Here is a 22,618-nt window from a genome sequence, read left to right on the forward strand (position 1 = left end):
CCGGAGTGGACGAACCTCTGGTGTTCGGGTTGTCATGCCAATGGCATTGCCCGGTAGCTAAGTTCGGAATCGATAACCGCTGAAAGCATCTAAGCGGGAAGCGAGCCCTGAGATGAGTCTTCCCTGATACTTTAAGTATCCTAAAGGGTTGTTCGAGACTAGAACGTTGATAGGCAGGGTGTGTAAGCGTTGTGAGGCGTTGAGCTAACCTGTACTAATTGCCCGTGAGGCTTAACCATACAACACCCAAGAGGTTTTGATGGACTCAAAGCAAGAACAGATTGAATGTGTGAGAACAAAAACAGCTTTCCGAATGATTGTTTTTAGGTTGAATTAGACCTGAAGACAAAAAGAATTTGCTTGGCGACCATAGCGATTTGGACCCACCTGATTTCCATTCCGAACTCAGAAGTGAAACGAATTAGCGTCGATGGTAGTGTGGGGCTTCCCCATGTGAGAGTAGAACATCGCCAGGCTTTAATTTCGTTTTTATCTTTTCAAAAAGATGAAGACAAAAATTTAGACTTAAATGTCTAACCAGTGCGGAGCGGTAGTTCAGTTGGTTAGAATACCGGCCTGTCACGCCGGGGGTCGCGGGTTCGAGTCCCGTCCGCTCCGCCACTTATTTAGAAACCCAGTCTTCGGACTGGGTTTTGTCGTTTAAGAGCAGGAGACTTTCCCTTGCTGGGAACGACTCCAATTACGTGCAAGCCCAGACTAGGCGCCCCGCCGTTCCGCCACTTATACCAATCCGGAAAATTAACTGATCAGGTTTATCCAATCTCTTCTGCTTATTTTTGTGACACGATCTTTGCACTCAAGAAATCCATTCCAAGCGCGACAAACCTTGGAAACAATGTCGTTATAATCAGTGAAACTTTGATTCGCTAGATAATGTTGTCGCAACCAACTCCAAACTTGCTCTATAGGGTTAAGCTCTGGCGAGTAGGGAGGAAGCTTAATAGTACTGACGTTATTAAACTCTCTCGCAATATCATCGGTATGCCAGCCTGCACCATCTATTATAACGACAGCATGACGTCCTTTTTTAGTAGCCTTATACCAATCCGGAAAATTAACTGATCAGGTTTATCCAATCTCTTCTGCTTATTTTTGTGACACGATCTTTGCACTCAAGAAATCCATTCCAAGCGCGACAAACCTTGGAAACAATGTCGTTATAATCAGTGAAACTTTGATTCGCTAGATAATGTTGTCGCAACCAACTCCAAACTTGCTCTATAGGGTTAAGCTCTGGCGAGTAGGGAGGAAGCTTAATAGTACTGACGTTATTAAACTCTCTCGCAATATCATCGGTATGCCAGCCTGCACCATCCATTATAACGACAGCATGACGTCCTTTTTTAGTAGCCTTAGATATCTGCTCTAAGTGCTTGGTCATTATGTCCTTGTTAACCCAGGGAACCACCATGGCTTCACCAATTCCTCTTTCAGGGTATGCTGAATCAAACAAATAAGCGTATTCAAATTGCTGTTGTTTTACCACGCGAGGTCTCGTTCCACGAGCCGCCCAAAGACGTGTCGTTGTGTTCTGTTGGCCAAACCTAGCTTCGTCTTGAAACCAGACATCAACACTCTCTAGCCCAATATGACCGGGGATCTTAAGGATCGTTTCTATTTTGAATTTTTTTAAAATCGTCTTGGACTTGCTGTGATTGTTTAGGGTGTTTGGAGCGAGAAGTTATCCAAGAGAAACCCATGTGATCGAGGAGATAATAGATAGAATTAGGGTGGTAGTATTTATCAAAGTTTTTCACGATGTAGTCATGTATATCGCTCCCGACAAGGCGCCCGCCCGAAGGGGAGTCTGCTTCTTTTTTAATGAATGCACTGAGTTGTTTTCGTTGTTCTGCATTGAGATATGCAGGTCTGCCTGTGCGAGGTTTTTCTTGAAGCCCTTCCAATCCTTCTTCAAGAAATGTTTGAACCCATTTGTTTACACTAGTTCGACTGACTTTAAGGTATTTGGCAATTTGAGTGCGCGAGTGACCTTCTTTGAAGTGGGCAAGTGCTAGCAAGCGAACCTTCATTTGAATAGTTTTTTGTTGGCTTGCTAGTTTTTTAAAATCAGTATTATTAAGGCTATCCATCGCGATTTTCTGTAAGAGTTCGACAGCCTCAATTAGATTTTATTTTTACTTTAATTGATATTCGGTACTCGAGTATTGTCGATAAGTCTATTTGCAAACAAGCCATAAAAAAGGCAGCCCATCATGAGGCTGCCTAGCAATAGCGATGATGTAAGTAATTATTCTTGAGAAGCCTTTGATTCTTGCGTCTCAGAAGAAGCTTCTTGTTCCATTTCTTTCTCGGCTTGTTTTGCTTTCTCAATCATTGGTGTAATGGTTGAACCTTGGATAAGTATAGAGAACACAACCACCGAGTAAGTCATCACCATGATGATTTCTTTTACATCAATCAATTTTTCTGGAATGACCAAGATACCTGAGGGGATTGATAATGCCATGGCCAATGCAAGCCCTCCACGTAAGCCGCCCCAAGTAAGAATCTTCACTGACCACGGGTTGTACTTTCTGTAGCGCTTAAAGCCGATATAAGAGATGAATACACTGAGGTAGCGAGCAGCCAGTACAAGTGGTACTGAAATGGCCATCATTATCCAGTCTTCTTTATGGAATTCGAACAGAAGCATCGACATACCGATCAGTAGGAATAACACGCCATTTAGGAATTCATCGACCAATTCCCAGAAGTGGTCTAAGTGATCTTCACTTTCTTTCGAGAAACCAATAAAGCGTGTCCAGTTACCAATCATGATACCCGATACCACCATTGCTAACGGTCCTGATACGTGAAGGTATTCTGCAAATGCGTAACCAGCGGTTGGAACGCCAATAGTGAGCAGCAGTTCCATTGAGTGATCGTCGGTCGCACTGATTAGGTAGTGAAAAATTAAACCTAATACGAAGCCGTAAACAATGCCACCGATCGCTTCTTGAATAAATAGGTGTGTAACGCTGCCCACTGTTGGTGCTTCGGTGCCGAATGCTATGGTGAATAGCGTTACGAAAATCACCAGACCAAAGCCGTCGTTAAACAAGGACTCACCTTCAATTTGTGTTGAGATGCGTCTTGGGGCGTTGAGCTTTTTAACAATAGCGAGTACCGCAATCGGGTCTGTTGGGGAGATAAGTGCACCGAAGAGCAAGCAGTACACAAGGTCGAATTGAATACCGATAACTTGGCAGAAACCGTAAAGTACAAAGCCAATGAAAAAAGTGGAGAACAGCGTCGCACCTAAAGCGAGCACGGTGATTTCCCATTTTTGATCTTTGAGGTTAGGGAGTTTGATACCTAAGCCACCAGCAAACAGCAGGAATCCAAGGATACCCTTGAGAAGAAAATCTTCGAAATTAATGCTGGTAACGGTCTCGGTTGCTATCTCGTTGAGGTGAAACCAATCATTTTGACCTGCGATTAGAATGAGAAGTGAAAGAATCATCGAACCAGCAGTGATTGCGATGGTGGTTTGCATCTTTCCTATCTTGCTGTTTACAAAGGCAATAACCATTGCAGCCGCAGATAGAAAACATAAAGTATGATAGACCGACATAGAGCTCTCTTTATGTAACATTTTATGAATGGAATTCTCGGATGATGTTGACTAAATAGCAAACATTTTTTCGGGATTATTTTGTAATTCAACGCAAACAAAATAATCATCAATTTGCATTTTAGACGTCTAGACTCCTTTAATTTGTGTGTTAGGATGGAGAGATAACAAAAGGAATGAGGCTGTACTGTGGGAAGTAATGTAAGACAACAGATTGAAGCTCAATTAAAGCAACGTATTTTATTGATCGATGGTGGTATGGGCACCATGATTCAAGGATACCAACTTGAAGAGCAAGACTACCGAGGAGAACGCTTTGCAGATTGGCATAGTGATCTAAAAGGCAACAATGATTTGTTGGTGCTCACTCAGCCTCAATTGATTAAGGAAATTCACAGCGCTTACTTAGAAGCTGGCGCTGATATTCTTGAGACCAACACCTTTAACGCGACGACGATCGCGATGGCTGACTATGAAATGGAAAGCCTGAGTGAGGAAATTAACTTTGCCGCTGCAAAGCTTGCTCGTGAAGCTGTGGATGAGTGGACGTCAAAAACACCAGATCGTCCGCGTTATGTTGCGGGAGTGCTTGGTCCGACAAACCGTACCTGTTCTATTTCTCCTGATGTTAATGATCCGGGCTATCGAAATGTTTCCTTTGATGAGCTGGTTGAAGCATATTCTGAATCCACTCGAGCTCTGATTAGAGGTGGTTCCGATCTTATCCTCATCGAGACTATCTTTGATACGCTAAACGCGAAAGCTTGTGCCTTTGCGGTTGATAGCGTTTTCGAAGAATTAGAGATTACATTACCAGTCATGATCTCCGGCACCATAACCGATGCTTCCGGACGCACGCTTTCTGGTCAAACAACGGAAGCCTTTTACAATTCTCTGCGTCATGTTAATCCGATTTCATTTGGCTTAAATTGTGCGCTTGGTCCTGACGAACTTCGCCCTTACGTAGAAGAGCTATCTCGTATTTCCGAATCTTTTATTTCTACTCACCCAAACGCGGGTTTACCAAATGCTTTTGGTGAGTATGACCTTTCACCTGAAGAGATGGCGAATCATGTAAAAGAGTGGGCGGAGAGCGGTTTCCTCAATCTTATTGGTGGCTGTTGTGGTACGACACCAGAGCACATTCGCCATATGGCAATGGCGGTTGAAGGTATGAAACCTCGTGAGTTGCCAGATCTTACGGTTGCGTGTCGCTTATCCGGTCTCGAGCCTCTGACGATTGAAAAAGAGTCGCTGTTTATTAACGTTGGTGAACGCACTAACGTAACGGGTTCGGCGCGCTTCAAACGTCTGATCAAAGAAGAGCTCTACGATGAGGCTCTTGAGGTTGCTCGTCAGCAAGTTGAGAACGGTGCTCAGATCATCGACATCAACATGGATGAAGGTATGTTGGACGCTGAAGCCTGTATGGTTCGCTTCCTTCATCTCTGCGCGTCCGAACCAGAAATCTCCAAAGTGCCAATCATGGTTGACTCCTCTAAGTGGGAGGTGATCGAAGCAGGGCTTAAATGCATTCAGGGCAAGGGTATTGTGAACTCCATCTCTTTGAAAGAAGGGAAAGAGAAGTTTATTGAACAAGCAAAGCTGATTCGCCGTTATGGCGCGGCTGTGATCGTCATGGCCTTTGATGAGCTCGGTCAGGCGGAAACACGTGAACGCAAGCTTGAAATTTGTACTAACGCTTATCGTATCTTGGTTGATGAAGTCGGCTTCCCTGCGGAAGATATCATTTTTGACCCGAATATTTTTGCCGTTGCGACGGGCATCGAAGAGCACAACAACTATGCCGTGGATTTCATCGAAGCGGTTGCCGACATTAAGCGCGACTTGCCTCACGCGATGATCTCTGGCGGTGTGTCTAATGTTTCCTTCTCATTCCGCGGTAATAATTACGTTCGTGAAGCGATTCACGCGGTGTTCCTATACCACTGTTTTAAAAATGGTATGGACATGGGCATTGTTAACGCCGGTCAATTAGAAATCTATGACAACGTCCCGGATAAACTCCGTGAAGCGGTTGAAGATGTGGTGTTGAACCGCCGTGACGATTCAACCGAGCGATTGTTAGATATAGCGGCGGAGTATGCGGGTAAAGGCGTTGGCAAAGAGGAGGATGCCTCGGCACAAGAGTGGCGTACCTGGGCGGTAGAGAAACGTTTAGAGCATGCGCTTGTAAAGGGCATAACAGAGTTTATTGTCGAAGATACTGAAGAGGCTCGCCTCAATGCCTCTAAGCCACTTGAAGTGATTGAAGGTCCATTAATGGACGGTATGAACGTGGTTGGTGATCTATTTGGTGAAGGTAAGATGTTCCTTCCTCAAGTAGTGAAATCCGCGCGTGTTATGAAGCAAGCGGTAGCGCACCTAGAGCCTTTCATTAACGAGGAAAAGCAAGCGGGTTCATCGAATGGCAAAATCTTGCTAGCGACGGTAAAAGGCGACGTGCACGATATCGGTAAGAATATCGTCGGTGTGGTATTGCAATGTAATAACTATGAAATCATTGACCTTGGCGTCATGGTACCGTGCGACAAGATCCTTAAAGTCGCGAAAGAAGAGAATGTCGATATCATCGGTTTATCAGGCCTAATCACGCCTTCTCTTGATGAAATGGTGCATGTGGCAAAAGAGATGGAGCGTCTCGATTTTGATGTGCCACTTCTGATTGGTGGTGCAACAACATCGAAAGCGCATACGGCGGTTAAGATTGAGCAGAACTATAAAAACCCCGTGGTATATGTGAACAATGCTTCTCGTGCGGTTGGTGTATGCTCCTCACTGCTATCAGATGAGCGCCGCCCCGGCTTTGTTGAAAAGTTGGATGCAGACTATGAACGCGTGCGTGAGCAGCATCACCGTAAGAAACCGCGTACTAAGCCTGTTACGTTAGAAGCGGCACGAGCGAATAAAGTCGCGATTGATTGGGGAGCGTATACCCCGCCTATACCAGCGAAGCCTGGCATTCACGTTTTTGATGATTTTGAAGTGTCGACGTTACGTAAGTATATCGACTGGACACCTTTCTTCATGACTTGGTCGTTAGTCGGTAAGTATCCGACTATTTTTAAACACTCTGAGGTTGGAGAGGAAGCGCAACGTTTATATAAAGACGCCAATGATTTGCTTGAACGCATTGAGAGTGAGGGATTGCTTAAGGCCCGTGGTATGTGTGGTTTATTTCCAGCGGCGAGTGTGGGCGATGATATTGAAGTTTATACGGATGAATCGCGCACCGAAGTTGCAAGAGTTTTGCTGAATTTACGTCAGCAGACCGAGAAGCCTAAAGGTTTCAACTACTGCCTTTCTGATTATATTGCTCCGAAAGAGTCGGGTAAAAAAGATTGGATTGGTGCATTCGCGGTGACAGGTGGTATCGGCGAGCGTGAACTTGCAGATGAGTACAAAGCACAAGGTGATGACTACAATGCCATTATGATTCAAGCGGTTGCTGATCGTCTGGCCGAAGCATTTGCTGAGTGTTTGCATGAAAGAGTGCGCAAGGAGATTTGGGGTTACGCTGTGGAGGAAGATCTGTCGAATGAAGAACTGATTCGCGAGAAATACCAAGGTATTCGCCCAGCACCAGGTTATCCCGCATGTCCTGAGCACACAGAGAAAGGACCGATCTGGGATCTAATGAATGTTGAAGAAAATATTGGTATGTCGCTGACCTCCAGTTATGCGATGTATCCAGGTGCTTCGGTATCAGGTTGGTACTTCTCGCATCCTGACTCACGTTATTTTGCGATTGCGCAGATCCAAGAGGATCAGTTACTCAGTTACGCTGATCGCAAAGGGTGGGATAGGATCGAAGCAGAAAAATGGCTTGGTCCAAACATTAATGGTTAACCGAACCGTCAACAAACTAACAGGGCTGCGATGTGCAGCCCTTGTTTATTGATGAGTTAAATTTTATTACTCAAACAATTCTGTATGCAGTTTTTGAATTGCTTGGCGTGATACCGACTCATGAACAAGGAAGCACAGGTTATGCGGGCTGGCGCCGTAACAAATCATGCGTAGGTTAAAGTCTTCTAAGGTACCAAAAACTTGCTTAGCGTAACCCTTACACTCACTCATATTATTACCAATCAGAGCGACCAGGCATAAGTCGTGTTCTACTTCTACTTTACACAGTTCTTCTAGTTCTTCACGCACTGCTTGTGGGAGCTGTGGGGCGCCACCTGATGTGTCTGTTTGATCAAGAGTGAGTGAAACACTGATTTCAGATGTGGTGATAAGATCGACGGAGATTTTGTGTTTTGCTAGGATCTCAAACACCTTGGCTAAGAAGCCGTATGCGTGAAACATATTAACACTGCGCAGTGTCACCATGGTTTGGTTGTCGCGCAGAGTGAGTGCTCGGAATAAAGGTGAGCTCTCTACTTGATGGCGGATCCAGGTGCCGCCTTTTTCGGGTTCTTTAGAGGAACCAACAAAAACCGGAATATCATGACGAAGCGCAGGAACTAAGGTTGAAGGGTGGAGGATCTTTGCTCCAAAGTTTGCCATTTCAGATGCTTCACTAAAGCTGATCTCTGGAATTGGTGCGGCTTTTGAAGCAATGCGCGGGTCCGTGGTGTAGATGCCCGGAACGTCGGTCCAAATCTCTAGGCCTGCCGCTTTCACGCCTTCTGCGATCAATGCGGCGCTGTAGTCACTGCCACCACGACCAAGAGTTGTTGTGTTACCTTCTTCATCTGAGCCGATAAACCCTTGAGTGATAACCACGTACTGCTGGCAAAGTGGAACCAGCTTTTCTTGCGCCCGTTGCGCGATTGTCTCAACATTGGGTTCTGCGCACCCAAAGTTGCCATCGGTTTTGAGAATATCCCTAATATCAAAACGAACAGCGTTGAGGCCTTTCTCGCGCATTAGCTGAGCAAGAACATGAGTGGACATCAGCTCGCCACATGCCACTAAATGGTCGGTGAGTTTACTGCTTGCTTGAATAGAGGCAGCCTCAGCAAGGCTCGTGACTGTATCGAGAATCTCGTAAACTTCAGTAGCGGTTTTGGCCGCATCTTGTAATCGAGCTAATATTGACTCATGTATATCGGCTAATTTTTGCAATACTTCTGCGCGATGTTCTTGGTCCTGAACACCATTTGCTAATTCGACTAAAAGGTTGGTAACGCCAGAGCAAGCGCTGCTCACAACAAGGCGGGTATTTGGATTGTTTTTTATGATAGTGGAGCAACGACTCATTGCCTCAAAGTTGGCAACACTGGTTCCACCGAATTTTGCTACGTTAAATGCGCTCACTGCGTTCTCCCGCGACTTCCTGAAAATAACAACAATTAATGGGTTGCCCAATACATCCAATGTATGGTGAGGAAAGGAACAGAGCAAATAGAGAGGTAGTAAGAATGTGATTTAAAATTTACCCTCAGAAGCTCTTCATCAAACAGCGTTGATGACAGTTGATGGGATTCAACCCAAGTCAACCGACAAGTCAAATCCGGCAAATTTGACTTACCTCGGCACTGCTCCCCCTGAGTGATTGGTATTGGAGTTGCGGCTCCACAAATCACCTACCTAGGCAGTGCTCCTCTTCTGCATAAAGCTTTATCATTGAACGGTTTTGCTGCCACATTGTCAACCAAAATTGCAACGATTATAAAGTTTTTTATTAACGAATTTGTGACAGTGGTTTGACCTCTATACTTAGGGTTAATTGCTGACAGAGGAAAAATCTATTAGGGTGAAAGTTCCGACCCTGAGCCAACCTTTTGAATAGAGCGTATGCAACTGCTCAGGATGAATGACTGCAATCAAGGAGCTGACATGGCGATTCAAAGTTTTATTCCCCCACATCGTATTTTGATGGGACCTGGTCCATCAGATATTTCACCTCAGGTTTTGCAGGCACTTAGCCGCCCAACGGTTGGCCATCTAGACCCGCTTTTCATCGTTATGATGGATGAGTTAAAACAACTGCTTAAATACGCCTTCCAAACCGAAAATGAATTTACCATAGCAGTTTCTGCTCCGGGCAGTGCAGGTATGGAAACGTGCTTTGTTAACCTGATTGAAAAGGGTGACAAGGTGCTCGTCTGTCGAAATGGTGTTTTCGGTGAGCGCATGCGTGAAAATGTAATTCGTGCTGGTGGTGAAGCGATTGTCGTCGATGATGAATGGGGAACACCTGTCTCGTTGGATAAGGTCGAAGAAGCATTAAAACAGAACCCAGATACCAAGATTCTTGCTTTTGTTCATGCAGAAACATCAACGGGAGCGGTGAGTGATGCTCAAGCTTTAGGTAAACTTGCGAAGCAGTATGGCTTGCTATCGATTGTCGATACCGTGACCTCGCTTGGTGGTGTACCACTCAAAGTTGATGAGTGGCAGTTAGACGCTGTGTATTCTGGTAGCCAAAAATGCCTGTCGTGTGTTCCTGGGTTGTCGCCAGTAACGTTTTCGTCTGCTGCTATTGAAAAAATTCAATCTAGAACGACACCAGTTCAAAGTTGGTTCTTAGATCAAAGCCTAGTATTAGGTTATTGGAGCGGCGAGGGTAAACGCAGCTACCACCACACAGCGCCAGTGAACAGTTTATACGCGCTGCATGAAGCGTTACTCATGCTTAAAAATGAAGGTTTGGAAAATGCGTGGGCACGTCACCAGTTAATGCACGAGAAGCTTAAAGTGGGTTTGCAAAAACTAGGTTTTGAATTTGTGGTAGAAGAAGATTATCGCCTGCCACAACTGAATGCGATTTATGTTCCTGAGGGAGTGGATGAAGCAAAAGTGCGGAGTCACTTACTTGAAACCTACAACCTAGAGATCGGCGCGGGCCTTGGCGTACTGGCTGGTAAAGCGTGGCGAATTGGCCTGATGGGCTATGGTGCTCGACCTGAAAATGTGGCTTTGTGTTTGCGCGCTTTAGAAGAGTCGTTAACTGAGTAAAAAACCAGTGATGAGGTTAGGCAAAGCGAAGGTCACACCTTCGCTTTGTTGTGTTTAATTACCAAGTGATTGTGTGACGATCACTCCATCACAGACAGTGGCGTTGGTGAGGCTGAAATGGCTTGCGATGGTGGTTGATAATTAATGCTACTGAAGTCAATGTTAGGGAACAGGAACTGCGCTTCTGCACGAATCTGTTCTGCTTTGCTGGTGTCATCTAGCCCTTGGTATGCCAATATTAGGTTGTTATAAAATGCTGGACGTGGCTTGTCCTTAATAATAACTGAAGACCAATCAATGTAAGACTGTATCAAGGTTGGATCTTGCTTATATAAGCCGATATTTAAAAAAGTGCTATACACGTCCCAGTCGAATCGATCCTTCCAAACCACGGGGTTTGTCACTTGATTCAAGATGTCGGGATTGGTTGGACGCGTGGTTTCAAACTTGGTGAGCACGTAGTTAGTGTGCAGAGCACTCACCATGTAGAAGGTAAACACCGCTGGAACGACAAGGCTACATACTCGGAGTAAGCTTTTGGTCACTTTACTAAATGGTGCTTGACGATAGCGAGAGACGCGTTGGTCGACCCAGTAAAGCAGAATCACAAAGATTAGCCAATGCACTAATGAATGATAGAAAGGGTATTCTAACTGTGAGTGCAGAACGACCGGAATAAACAGCGCCAATAGTGCTAAGCGAGTCCCTCGTTTGGCTTGGTAGATACGATATAGCACTAGTACTATTGCTAAAAAGATACCGAGAATTGGCAGTAACCCACCTTCTACTGCCCAATACAAGAGTTCATTGTGTGGGTGATCCATGGCGGGTAAACCCGCAGGATAGCTTTCATTGAGTGCATGCTGGCGCGCAGTGTATAGCATGTATTCTGATTCAAATTTGCCGTAGCCGTATCCAGTGAATGGTTTCTCAATCACCATATCCAATGTTTGTGGAAAGGTGTATGTTCGCGGCGATTGCATATTTACTTTTTCACTTGCTAGGCCACCTCCATCTGGAAACGCAATATTTATCACGACAACTGATAAAGCGAGACCTATTGCCATGGCAACGATCCAGCGAACAAAGCGTGCACGTGTTGCAAAGCGGTACATATATGGGATGACCATCAAAATCGCAATGATGGATGCTAACCAGCCAGTGCGTGAGGCAAGAGCTACGATCAAAGGCAAGGTCACTACAGGTACGGCGTAAAGCAGGTAAATATCGCTAAGTTTATGTGAATATTTGTAAGGTTGTCGGGCGAGTAGGTAGCTGGCGATCACTAAGCCAGTCGCAAGGAAACTCGCCATAACGTTTGGTTGCTGAAAGATACCATAAGGGCGGTTCGCTACTGTGTCATAGTTAAATACGTTTTCTGGCTTGAGATAAAGATATTGAGTTAAGCCGAAAATCGCTTCGATCACGACGGCAAGCACAATAAACCACAGTAAGCGTTGGCGGTGCTTGTTACTGAAATGGAATTGTTGCAGCACAATGAAGAAAAGCATGCCACACCAAAGGCCAATAAGCTTATTGGCTGCAAGCGTACTATTCGCATTCGGATAGAAGATGGGTATGGTCATGATGGTGCAACTTATCAACAGACCAATGGTTAACTTGGAATAACGTAACACCCGATTGCTCGCAAGTTGGTAGCAACCAATGCCGAGAGCAAAGCTGAGCGCAATCCATGTGGTTGCATTGAAAGACAACGCAAGTCCAGAACCACCCGGATTTGGCATGAAGATGTGCATCGCCAGCAGAAAGAGCGCTGTTAGTGCGATGAGAAACTTGCGGTTTAGAGGAACTTGTACTTTCCCGGGAGAAAGGTTGGTTCCACTGACGTGTATAGTAGCCATAATTTTTGTGTTTTTTAATGAAAAAGACCAGCAATGGCTGGCCTTTGTACTTTACCTGTTTTTTCTACTTCAACATAGGCTTAAGGAAGCGCGCTGTGTGTGAACCCTTGATCTGGGACACATCTTCAGGTGTTCCTTGTGCAATAATTTCACCGCCCCCTTGCCCACCCTCAGGGCCTAAATCGATAATCCAGTCTGCCGTCTTAATGACATCGAGGTTGTGTTCAATGACGACAACCGTATTTCCGTGATCGCGTAGCCGGTGCAGTACGGTCAGCAATTGCTGGATATCATGGAAGTGCAGACCTGTTGTCGGCTCATCCAAAATGTATAAGGTTTTACCGGTATCACGTTTAGACAGTTCTCGCGCTAGTTTTACACGTTGAGCTTCACCACCTGAAAGCGTCGTTGCTGCTTGTCCTAAGCGAATGTAAGACAAACCAACATCCATTAGGGTTTGCAGTTTACGAGCAATGGCTGGCACTGGTTCGAAGAAGATTCGCGCATCTTCTACCGTCATTTCCAGCACTTCATCAATGGTCTTGCCTTTGTAACGTACTTCAAGTGTTTCTCGGTTGTAGCGTTTACCTTTACACAAATCGCAGGGAACGTAGACGTCAGGTAAGAAGTGCATTTCTACTTTGATTACTCCGTCACCCTGGCAAGCTTCACAGCGGCCGCCACGCACGTTAAAGCTAAAGCGACCTGGTTTATATCCACGAGAGCGAGATTCTTGCGTGCCTGCAAACAGTTCACGAATTGGAGTAAAGATGCCAGTGTAAGTGGCTGGGTTTGAACGTGGTGTACGACCGATAGGACTTTGATCAATGTCGATAACCTTATCGAAGTGTTCTAAACCTTTCACTTTTTTGTACGGTGAAGGGTGTGCGGTTGTTGCCCCGTTCAACTGAGTATGAGCAATCTTAAAGAAAGTATCGTTGATCAAGGTTGACTTACCTGAGCCGGATACGCCTGTAATGCAGCTGAACAAGCCAACGGGAACGGAAAGATCAACATTTTTTAGGTTATTGCCCGTCGCGCCAAGGAGCTCAACAGTTTTCTTTGGATCACGTGGTGTACGCTCTTTCGGTACTGCAATCTCTCTCGCGCCACTGAGGTACTGACCAGTCAGCGAGTTAGGGTTAGCGATGATCTCATCCATGGTACCTTCGGCGACCACGTTGCCACCGTGTACTCCAGCCCCCGGACCAATATCGATCACATGATCGGCACAGCGAATCGCATCTTCATCGTGCTCAACCACCAAGACGGTATTACCTAGGTCTCGCAGGTGGGTCAGGGTTTTCAATAAACGCTCGTTATCACGCTGGTGGAGGCCAATCGATGGTTCATCCAGAACGTACATCACACCCACTAAGCCTGCACCGATTTGGCTTGCTAAACGAATACGTTGAGCCTCACCACCTGATAGGGTTTCTGCGCTGCGGGATAAGTTGAGGTAGTTCAGGCCTACGTTAACCAAAAACTGAAGGCGGTCGTTGATTTCCTTCATTACCTTTTCAGCAATCTGGGCACGTTGACCTTCTAGCTTCAAAGAATGGAAAAATTCCAATGCATCGGCGATGCTGAGCTCAACAATTTCTGGCAGTGTCGTATCGGCGATGAAGACACTACGGGCTTCAAGGCGTAGACGAGTACCGCCACAACTCGAACAAGATTTCGTCGAGATGTATTTCGCAAGCTCTTCACGTACCGAGTTTGATTCAGTATCGCGGTAACGGCGCTCAAGTGTATTTAGGATCCCCTCGAAAGGATGGCGCTTAACACGGATGTCACCACGATCGTTAATGTATTTGAACTCAACGTCTGTGCGGCCAGAGCCTTTAAGAATGATGTCTTGGGTTTTCTTAGTGAGAGAATTAAACGGCACATGAAGATCGAAGCCGTAATGATCCGCCAATGCGGTCAGCATTTGGAAGTAATAGTAGTTCTTTTGATCCCAACCTCGAATGGCACCTTGTGCCAAGCTAAGCGTTTCATCTTGAATGACTCGACTCGGATCAAAATATTGTTGTACTCCTAGGCCATCACAAGTGCCACACGCCCCAGCTGGGTTGTTGAACGAGAACAGGCGGGGTTCAAGTTCTTGCATGCTATAGCCACAAGTAGGACAAGCAAAGTTGGCCGAGAAGATCACCTCTTCGCCATCGCCATCCATTGGTGCAACAACCGCAATACCGCCAGAAAGCTCTAGCGTGGTTTCAAATGATTCTGCCAAGCGTTGCTGTAGATCTGGGCGCACTTTAAAGCGGTCGACAACCACTTCTATGGTGTGCTTTTTGTGCAGTTCTAGCGTCGGTGGATCAGAAAGGTCGCAGGTTTCACCATCGATACGTGCACGGATAAACCCCTGCGCGGCAAGGTTCTCTAGTGTTTTTACGTGCTCACCTTTACGCTCTTTGACGATCGGAGCAAGCAGCATCATTTTGCTGCCTTCTGGCAACTCCAGCACTTTATCTACCATTTGGCTGACAGTTTGTGCTGCTAGTGGCTTATGGTGAGTCGGGCAACGAGGCTCACCAACACGAGCGTAAAGCAGACGCAGATAGTCGTAGACTTCGGTGATTGTTCCGACAGTCGAGCGCGGGTTATGTGATGTTGATTTCTGCTCAATAGAGATAGCAGGAGATAAACCTTCGATATGATCAACATCGGGTTTTTCCATAAGAGACAAAAACTGGCGTGCGTAAGCGGATAGTGACTCGACGTAACGTCTCTGACCTTCAGCGTACAAGGTATCGAATGCGAGAGAGGACTTACCCGAACCACTCAAACCAGTAATGACAGTCAATTTATCGCGGGGGATAGTGAGGTTGATGTCTTTTAGGTTATGGGTGCGGGCACCACGAACTTCTATTTTATCCATCGTTTTTGCTCTATGTATAACCAAGTCACGCAAGTATTACATAGTGTGAGAAATGTGCAAATAAAATACTGGACAAAAAAACAGTAAAAGAAAGCCCAGCGTTAAGCTGGGCTTTTAATCAACAGGCTTTTGAGTAGGTTACGCTTCTTTTTTCGTTACGTGTTTACCTAGCTCAGACTTCTTTTCATCTTTTAAATACAAGTTTTCAAAGCAGTAGTTTGTTGCTTCAATGTAACCCTCTACGCTGCCACAGTCGAAGCGTCGGCCTTTGAATTTGTACGCCAATACACAGCCCGCTTTTGCTTGCTTAAGTAGTGCGTCAGTGATTTGGATTTCGCCACCTTTGCCTGGCTCAGTGTTCTCGATCAGTTCGAAAATATCGGGAGTCAGAATGTAACGGCCGATGATCGCCAGGTTACTTGGCGCGGTACCTGACTCTGGTTTCTCAACCATGTCGTCTACGCGGTAGATGTCATCTTTGATCATTTCACCAGAGATAACACCGTATTTGTGCGTCTCTTCTTCCGGTACTTCTTGAACAGCAACGATTGAGCAACGGAACTGTTTGAATAGCGCCACCATTTGAGCCAGAACACCATCTTGCTCATTGACACAAAGGTCATCAGCAAGTACGACGGCAAATGGTTCGTCACCGATCAGCTCGCGACCAGTAAGGATGGCATGACCCAAACCTTTCATCTCACGCTGGCGGATGTAGGTAAAGTTTGCAGAGTCAATGATTTCACGGATATCAACCAACAATTCTTCTTTATTGGTGCCGCTAATTTGGTGTTCCAGTTCGTAGTTTTTATCGAAGTGGTCCATGATTGAGTGTTTACCGCGGCCAGTCACAATGCACATGCCGTTCATGCCAGCTTGGATCGCTTCTTCAACACCGTATTCAATTAGAGGCTTGTTCACGACAGGCATCATTTCTTTAGGCATTGACTTCGTTGCTGGAAGGAAGCGCGTACCGTAGCCCGCTGCAGGGAACAGACATTTTTTTATCATTGGGTAAATATCCTTTCTCATTATTTAATCAAGAATCTGGGCACCACTTTAACATGAGAGGTGTATATGAATCATGAATTAAGTCGAAAAATACGTAAAAATCAGGTTATAAATAAGTATGATTAATTCCTGTTTTAAAAATCCCCCCTTTATTATTGCTCTATGACAACAGGTTTTGGTCAGCCCAGGCAATGGCCTGTACGCGGTTTTTGACCGAGATCTTTTTAAAAATCTGAGACAGGTGAGACTTAATCGTGGACTCGCTCACGTATAGATCTTCAGCCATTTGAATGTTTGACGTACCGGCTTGCAGGCAGCGCAGAACTTGCAGTTCGCGAATGGTCAAATCGACGGTGGCAGGGGCGGTGTGCGTGCTAATAACGTTACGGTAATAATGTAGAAGCTGGCTAATGATATTGCGAGGTAACCAATTTTGACCATTAATGATTGCTTGTAACCCTTCGCTAATCTGTTCAACGGAGCTTTCTTCGTAGAAGATGCCTTTCAATTGACCAAAGGTGAGTAACTCATCTGTCGTCAGACGTTTAGGGACGTTGAACACGACCGTTTCGAAGTTTTTCCAAATCAAAGGAAGATTCTTTATCGATAGTACTAGCGCTTTGTGATCACTAAAGTCGATAAGAAGGATCTTGTTGCGGTATTTCGGGTTTGCTTCCATCAATGCTTGGGGTGAAATGACCGGAATGTCCATATCTATGCACTTCTCCAGCTCTTGGACCTGTTTACTTGCATGTTTTTCTCTGCTGATGAAAAAAAGTTTTCTCGTATAAGCCGATTCTTTCATGTGCTTTAATCTCCTGACTAACGTTGTTTGAATGCAAATACGTTGGCATCAATCATCACTTAGAGCTATAGCAACTGAACAGAAATGCGTTGAGATTCAAAGGTTCACGAAACGATGTCTGCAAATGAATCAAAAATGCAACGCCTTGGGCTTAAAGTAATATTTCATTTTCACAATGGGTTGTCTCAGGACACAATGGGATTAGGCTTTTATCAAAACATCAAAGCGTGTATTCTTGTGCGCTAGAATTTTATATAGATCCAGAGTTAAACGGAGCACATCATGGCCAGCCGTGGAATTAACAAAGTTATTTTGGTAGGGAATCTAGGTAACGACCCTGAAATTCGTTACATGCCGAGTGGCGGTGCAGTTGCAAACATTACGATTGCAACTTCTGAGTCATGGCGTGATAAAGCGACTGGCGAACAGCGCGAAAAAACAGAATGGCATCGTGTTGCACTATTCGGCAAACTGGCTGAAGTTGCAGGCGAGTACCTACGTAAAGGCTCTCAAGTTTACATTGAAGGCCAACTTCAAACGCGTAAATGGCAAGATCAAAGTGGTCAAGACCGTTACACCACAGAAGTGGTTGTGCAAGGTTTTAATGGCGTAATGCAAATGCTGGGTGGCCGTGCTCAAGGTGGCGCTCCAATGGGCGGTGGTCAGCCTCAACAGCAGCAAGGCGGTTGGGGTCAGCCTCAACAACCTGCTCAGCAGCCAGCTCAACAGCAATACAATGCCCCTCAGCAGCAGCAACCTCAACAACAGGCTCCGCAGCAACCTCAGCAGCAATACAATGAGCCACCGATGGACTTTGATGATGACATTCCATTCTAAAATGATTGAGCATTGAGTATTGAGTTTATAAGGCCGCGAATTTCGCGGCTTTTTTTATTATCTCTACGTCGGTATTGCTGACCCCGTTATTTTGGGCGGTCATTCATAATAATGTCTTGTACCTTTGCATCTTAGGCTCTCACATTCTCACGAATCCGATTGTCTAGTGGAGGCTTATCAAGTATAAATATTTCAATAAGGTATATGATGAATAAAAAGGAATTTGGTATTCATGAGGTATACCCCAACTCTTAAGCTAAGCACGCGACTGGTGGCTTTTGTCACTATGATCGTTATTTGCGCAATGTTTATCTTGTTTGTCGGTGGCACCCTCTCTTTCAAACGACTAGGACATGAGTATCTCAACCATTATTTGGAGGGGATCGTCGACGTTGTAGATAAAGAGTTGGAAGACCCAGACGCTGCTTACTCGATGCAGCGTTGGATGCCAAAGATGCTGCAAGCGAGCAACATTGTTGAAATGACGCTGTCTACGAATAATGCTGTCGTTTATCGCTTCAAAGACACCTCTCATAAGACAGGGAGTTTGGCGTTGCTTGAACATGAGTATCAACTTACTCACAACCAAGACTACGTCATCTACTTTAAAGCCATTCCTCCGTATCTCGGCTACGGATATTCGATGCAGGCTTTGTGGTCAATTACGCTTGCCGTTGTTCTTATTATTTTCTGTTTGATGCGTGGTGTTAAGTGGCTCAAAGAGCAGCTTGCAGGTTCGGAAATGCTTGAAGAGCGTGGCCGAATGATTTTGGCTGGCCGAGTTGAGCAATACGCAAAAGGTGATGAGCGAGAATGGCCTTATACGGCGAGCGAAGCGTTGGACGTATTAATCGAAGAACTTCAAGATGCGCGCAAGGAGCGCAGTCGCTTCGATACCTTTATCCGTACGCAAACTTTTCTCGACAAGTTAACTGGTACCGCCAACCGAGTCTTGTTTGACAGTAAACTGGAATCGGCTTTGTTAGAAGGTGGCTCGCGTGGCGCCGTAATGCTGATTCGCATTCAAGACTGGAAATCCGTCGAAGAGGCGCAAGATAAGCAAACTTGTGATGACTTTATCGTCGAAGTTGGAAGCTTACTCTCTAACCTAGTTCAACGTTATCCTGACGTAGTTTTTTCCCGCTATTACAATGCCGACTTTGCTCTATTTTTGCCACATCAATCGACAAAGGATGTCGCAAGCTTGGCATCTCAATGCATTCGTCAACTAGAGAAACTCGACCCTCCTTATCCTTTGGACTCTGACAACTGGTGTCATATTGGTATCACGATATACAAGGAAGGTGAGCTGCATAGCCAAATTATTGATGAAGCAGAAACGGCATTACGTAGTGCTCAGTTGCAAAATAGCAACAACTGGAGCCGTTTTAAAAAGTGGAATCAGGATGAGGATTCACGAGGCAGTGTGAGATGGCGTACGTTATTTGACTCAGCTCTCACTGTTGAAAATGTGATGCTCTACGCACAATCGGCTTACCCAATAAGTGACGCAGCACATAGCAAACCCCTGCATAAAGAGTTAACATGCCGAATACGTGACCCTGAAAGTGGCATTGTTAAAGCTGCTCGATTTATTTCTGCGGTTCGACAAGTCGGTTATGAAGCACAGATGGACCGCGCAGTTGTTAATAAATTCCTAAAAGATTTTAAGCATAGTTTTGACCGTTCTACCTGTTATGTGCTCAACCTGCACGTGGTGCCTTTTAGACAACGAGAATATTTCAAGTGGTTTCGTGATGAACTCTTACAGTTGTCACGAGAGCAAAGAAAGTGCCTTACGTTTGAGTTTGTTGAGGCACAATTTGTGCGGCATTTCGACTTTATGCGACCCGTTGTCAAGACGTTAACAGGGTTAGGATGTCACATCATGATTGGACAAGCCGGTCGAACGATCGTCAGTACTCATTATTTAAAAGATGTCGACATTCGTTACCTTAAGCTCCATCGTAGCTTGGTATCAAAAATCGATCAGAGACATGAGAATCAGTTGTTTGTCCGCAGTATGTTGGGCGCGGCCGCAAACAGCAAAACAAAAATAATAGCAGTGGGAATTGAGAACAAGCACGAATTGAACACCTTAATTGAATTAGGGGTTCATGGCGGTCAGGGGCGTTATTTCTCTCCAGAAGAGCAGTATTTACCTGGCGTTAAGCCAACAGTGACTTCTCAATCAGACTCTCAAATTAAATTGGGACGACGAAACCGCTGGCGAAAAAAATAAAGATACTAATCATGGATTTTAAAGCGGTACTCGATAAACTCAAGCGGTCATCGGTTGGCGGTCGTATGTGCTTTTTGGTCATTCAGCCAGATGCAGTTTATATATCATCACCAACGAACAGCAGCCGACCATCTAAATTTGAAATCTCCGAATCAAATTGGGAGCTCGCTTTTGAGCAAGCGCTAAGTGTTGCTGTTAGCGCTTATGATTCGTTATCAGTGGTGCTGTCTCACCATTATTATCAGATGTATCAAATCGACAAGCCAGCGATGCCACGCCATGAGTGGCCACTGGCGCTGCCATTTTTGTTAAAAGAGCTTATTTCTGAGCGTGCTATCGATATCATTGCCGACGCTGTAGCCTTGCCTAGCTCTAATAAAATTCAAGCTTATGTGATGCCTCGTAAAACGCTCGACAAGATCGTTTTACTTGCTGACCGAGCCCAGTTTACCCTCGAATCTGTGCTTCCTGAGGATGACATTTGGGGGGACACTTCAGGTGAATTAGGTAATTTCCTACTCCTACAACGCAGTGCCCGCGGTCATTTTCGTATTAGTGCATTTGTCGAACATACCATCGCTTTTCATCGCTCTATTCGCAGTGTGACCCCTCCGCTAACGGGGGTGCCTTCAAGTGATTTACAGATGGATAGTCTGTCATTAGAGCTGCAGCGTTCGATCGATTATCTCTCTTCCCAGTTACGTCATGTCCAATTACACCAATTGAAGGTGTGTTGTGATGATGAAGATGAGAACGAACTGGTTGAATCACTCAATTACCGTTTAAGCACCAAAGTGTCTCCTTTACTCGCCGAAGAGCAAGCGCTATCAGGTTATGTATTGGCGGATACTGCAGCGGCTTCAGTGAGCTCTCGACGAATCAATCTTTATCCAGAATTCCTCAAGCCGAAGAAGAATCTGCTGACGTTGAAAAATGTTGTCATCTCTTGGGGGGTAGCTGCTGCATTGATCTTTATCTCTTTTGGCTATCTCACTTGGCAAAATCTTGGTGTCGCAGATGAAATCAAGATTGTAAAAAGTCGTGGCGAAATCATGAAATCTGATTTGCAACATCAGCAGGCCAATCTACGCAAATATCAACCGAATACCAATAAGTTGGCGGCAAAAGCTCGTTTGGAACGCGAAGTGAAAGCGAAACGCGATTCACTAAAAGCGGTGGGGAAATATGATGACTCGCAGCGCACAGGCTACTCTGGTGTGATGTTATCTCTGGCTAAATTGGGTAGTAATAACATTTCTTTGACTACCATACATATCGACAATACCACTCTAGGCCTCAAAGGCTTGGCAAGGTCACCGAGTGCGGTACCTAACTGGGTGAGCCAATTTAAGAATGAAATTAGCCTAGTGGGACGTACTTTTGATGATGTGAAGATAGGTCGTAACGAAGACGACACCGTGACCTTTGAATTGAAGGCGCGTGGAGACAAAAAGAAATGAACGAATTTTGGTCCTCGTTAGAAGAGCGCTTTGATGAGGTGAGCGCTCGTGAAAAGGTATTGGTCGCTTTGTGCGGTCTTGTTGCCCTTACCATGCTCCTGTTTAGCTTGGTGTTGGAGCCAACACTGAACGAAGTGAATAGCAACAATGAACAACTGCGGAATTTGACCCAGACTAACCAGCAGACGGAAATAGAGATATTACGTATTCAAGCTCAGCTAAAGAAAGATCCGAACGTCGAAATTGATCAAGCGATCGCTCGGCTGATGACAGAAAGTCAGCGCCTATCAATGCAGCTTTCTCAGATCATTGAACATTTGATCACACCTTCACAAATGGCAAGGTTACTCGAAACAGTTTTAGAGCAGCAAAGCGGTGTCCACTTGGTGTCGCTCCAGACTTTGTCTGCTGAGCCCATAACAGAAGACAAAGAAGTCTCTCAATACTCAGGTTATTACGTACACCCTGTCCGTATGGAATTGACTGGTGATTACTTTTCGATTGCTGACTATCTAACCAAGTTAGAGGGCTTACCGGCAAGTTACTATTGGCGCAGTTTCAGTTACAACGTGGAAGATTACCCGAAAGCAAAACTTGTACTGGAAGTGTATACCCTAGGTTCACAAGAGGAGTTTATTGGTGGTTAAGAAACTTACGATCTCTGTCGTACTTGCGATGATCTCGACGAGTAACAGTCTGGCGAATCAAGATCCAACGGCACCTTTAGGCTGGGTTAAGCCTGTGACGGAGCAAGCAAAGCCAAAAGCGAAACAAGCTCGCTTGCCTACCTTAAACAGTATTGTTTGTAAGCCCAACACATCATGTGTGGCCATTTTAAATAACCGAATTGTTGAGCCGGGAGCAAAACTCAATAGCTATCGAGTAGCGAACATCAACAGTGAATTTGTAACTTTAAAGCGTGGTAGCCAGCAGTGGAAACTAGAGCTTTTTGGTCTAAACGTAAAACAATAATAACCAGAGCCAGAACA

The 22,618-nt window shown here is 45.3% G+C and carries 14 protein-coding genes, 1 tRNA gene, 2 rRNA genes, 1 pseudogene and 1 riboswitch; of the genes and pseudogenes, 10 read left to right on the plus strand and 8 right to left on the minus strand.

Annotated features, from left to right (window positions below):
* The 3 genes from AND4_RS13440 to AND4_RS13450 form a co-directional block, all read left to right on the plus strand.
* Positions 1–239 (plus strand): 23S ribosomal RNA (locus tag AND4_RS13440); the annotation flags it as partial.
* 120 nt (positions 240–359) lie between these two features.
* Positions 360–476 (plus strand): 5S ribosomal RNA (rrf, locus tag AND4_RS13445).
* 68 nt (positions 477–544) lie between these two features.
* A tRNA-Asp gene (locus AND4_RS13450) sits at positions 545–621 on the plus strand.
* A gap of 138 nt (positions 622–759) precedes the next feature.
* On the opposite strand, the pseudogene AND4_RS19590 reads toward AND4_RS13450, so the two are convergent.
* From AND4_RS19590 to AND4_RS13465, 3 genes and pseudogenes are all read right to left on the minus strand, one after another.
* Positions 760–1,044 (minus strand): annotated as a pseudogene (locus AND4_RS19590) (transposase); the annotation flags it as partial.
* A gap of 31 nt (positions 1,045–1,075) precedes the next feature.
* Positions 1,076–2,111, minus strand: a protein-coding gene (locus AND4_RS20125) for an IS630 family transposase (protein ID WP_186004053.1) whose coding sequence is annotated in 2 segments (ribosomal slippage) — positions 1,076–1,646 and positions 1,645–2,111 — 1,038 coding nt in all. Because the reading frame shifts where the segments join, the coding sequence is not laid out codon by codon here.
* A gap of 158 nt (positions 2,112–2,269) precedes the next feature.
* Entirely contained in the window at positions 2,270–3,595 is a 1,326-nt protein-coding gene (locus AND4_RS13465; RefSeq protein WP_009843528.1) for a sodium:proton antiporter, read from the minus strand.
* 189 nt (positions 3,596–3,784) lie between these two features.
* On the opposite strand from AND4_RS13465, the gene metH reads away from it, so the two are divergent.
* The gene (metH, locus tag AND4_RS13470) at positions 3,785–7,465 is read left to right on the plus strand and encodes a methionine synthase (protein ID WP_009843529.1); all 3,681 of its coding nucleotides are present in this window, start codon (positions 3,785–3,787) and stop codon (positions 7,463–7,465) included.
* Positions 7,466–7,531: 66 nt separating this feature from the next.
* Here metH and lysC read toward each other — a convergent pair whose 3' ends face one another.
* Positions 7,532–8,881, minus strand: coding sequence for a lysine-sensitive aspartokinase 3 (gene lysC, locus AND4_RS13475; protein WP_009843530.1), 1,350 nt, complete (start codon positions 8,879–8,881; stop codon positions 7,532–7,534).
* A 120-nt stretch (positions 8,882–9,001) separates the two neighbouring features.
* Positions 9,002–9,180: riboswitch (Lysine riboswitch) on the minus strand.
* A gap of 223 nt (positions 9,181–9,403) precedes the next feature.
* On the opposite strand from lysC, the gene AND4_RS13485 reads away from it, so the two are divergent.
* Positions 9,404–10,525 carry an alanine--glyoxylate aminotransferase family protein gene (locus tag AND4_RS13485; protein ID WP_009843532.1) on the plus strand — a complete coding sequence of 374 codons (1,122 nt, stop codon included), beginning with the start codon at positions 9,404–9,406 and terminating at the stop codon, positions 10,523–10,525.
* Between the two features lie 80 nt (positions 10,526–10,605).
* Here AND4_RS13485 and AND4_RS13490 read toward each other — a convergent pair whose 3' ends face one another.
* The 4 genes from AND4_RS13490 to AND4_RS13505 all read right to left on the minus strand — a co-directional run bounded on the left by AND4_RS13490 (position 10,606) and on the right by AND4_RS13505 (position 17,090).
* The gene (locus AND4_RS13490; RefSeq protein WP_009843533.1) at positions 10,606–12,387 is read right to left on the minus strand and encodes a PglL family O-oligosaccharyltransferase; all 1,782 of its coding nucleotides are present in this window, start codon (positions 12,385–12,387) and stop codon (positions 10,606–10,608) included.
* A gap of 64 nt (positions 12,388–12,451) precedes the next feature.
* Positions 12,452–15,274, minus strand: coding sequence for an excinuclease ABC subunit UvrA (uvrA, locus tag AND4_RS13495; protein ID WP_009843534.1), 2,823 nt, complete (start codon positions 15,272–15,274; stop codon positions 12,452–12,454).
* Positions 15,275–15,412: 138 nt separating this feature from the next.
* The gene (gene galU / locus AND4_RS13500) at positions 15,413–16,285 is read right to left on the minus strand and encodes a UTP--glucose-1-phosphate uridylyltransferase GalU (protein ID WP_009843535.1); all 873 of its coding nucleotides are present in this window, start codon (positions 16,283–16,285) and stop codon (positions 15,413–15,415) included.
* Between the two features lie 160 nt (positions 16,286–16,445).
* Positions 16,446–17,090, minus strand: coding sequence for a LuxR C-terminal-related transcriptional regulator (locus AND4_RS13505; RefSeq protein WP_009843536.1), 645 nt, complete (start codon positions 17,088–17,090; stop codon positions 16,446–16,448).
* Positions 17,091–17,372: 282 nt separating this feature from the next.
* Between AND4_RS13505 and AND4_RS13510 the strand changes: the two genes are divergently transcribed.
* From AND4_RS13510 to AND4_RS13530, 5 genes are all read left to right on the plus strand, one after another.
* A complete protein-coding gene (locus AND4_RS13510; protein WP_009843537.1) occupies positions 17,373–17,927 on the plus strand; it encodes a single-stranded DNA-binding protein in 555 nt (184 codons plus the stop codon).
* Between the two features lie 232 nt (positions 17,928–18,159).
* Positions 18,160–20,169 carry an RNase E specificity factor CsrD gene (gene csrD / locus AND4_RS13515; protein WP_009843538.1) on the plus strand — a complete coding sequence of 670 codons (2,010 nt, stop codon included), beginning with the start codon at positions 18,160–18,162 and terminating at the stop codon, positions 20,167–20,169.
* An 11-nt stretch (positions 20,170–20,180) separates the two neighbouring features.
* On the plus strand, positions 20,181–21,629 hold the full coding sequence (locus AND4_RS13520; protein ID WP_009843539.1) for a hypothetical protein: 1,449 nt from the start codon (positions 20,181–20,183) through the stop codon (positions 21,627–21,629).
* The gene (gene gspM, locus AND4_RS13525) at positions 21,626–22,276 is read left to right on the plus strand and encodes a type II secretion system protein GspM (RefSeq protein WP_009843540.1); all 651 of its coding nucleotides are present in this window, start codon (positions 21,626–21,628) and stop codon (positions 22,274–22,276) included. The genes AND4_RS13520 and gspM overlap by 4 nt, the downstream gene beginning before the upstream one ends.
* The gene (locus AND4_RS13530; protein ID WP_009843541.1) at positions 22,269–22,601 is read left to right on the plus strand and encodes a hypothetical protein; all 333 of its coding nucleotides are present in this window, start codon (positions 22,269–22,271) and stop codon (positions 22,599–22,601) included. Before gspM ends, AND4_RS13530 begins: the two co-directional genes overlap by 8 nt.
* The last annotated feature ends 17 nt before the right edge of the window (positions 22,602–22,618 follow it).

Origin of the sequence: Vibrio sp. AND4 (genome assembly GCF_000171815.1) — a bacterium.
Classification (GTDB): Bacteria; Pseudomonadota; Gammaproteobacteria; order Enterobacterales; family Vibrionaceae; genus Vibrio.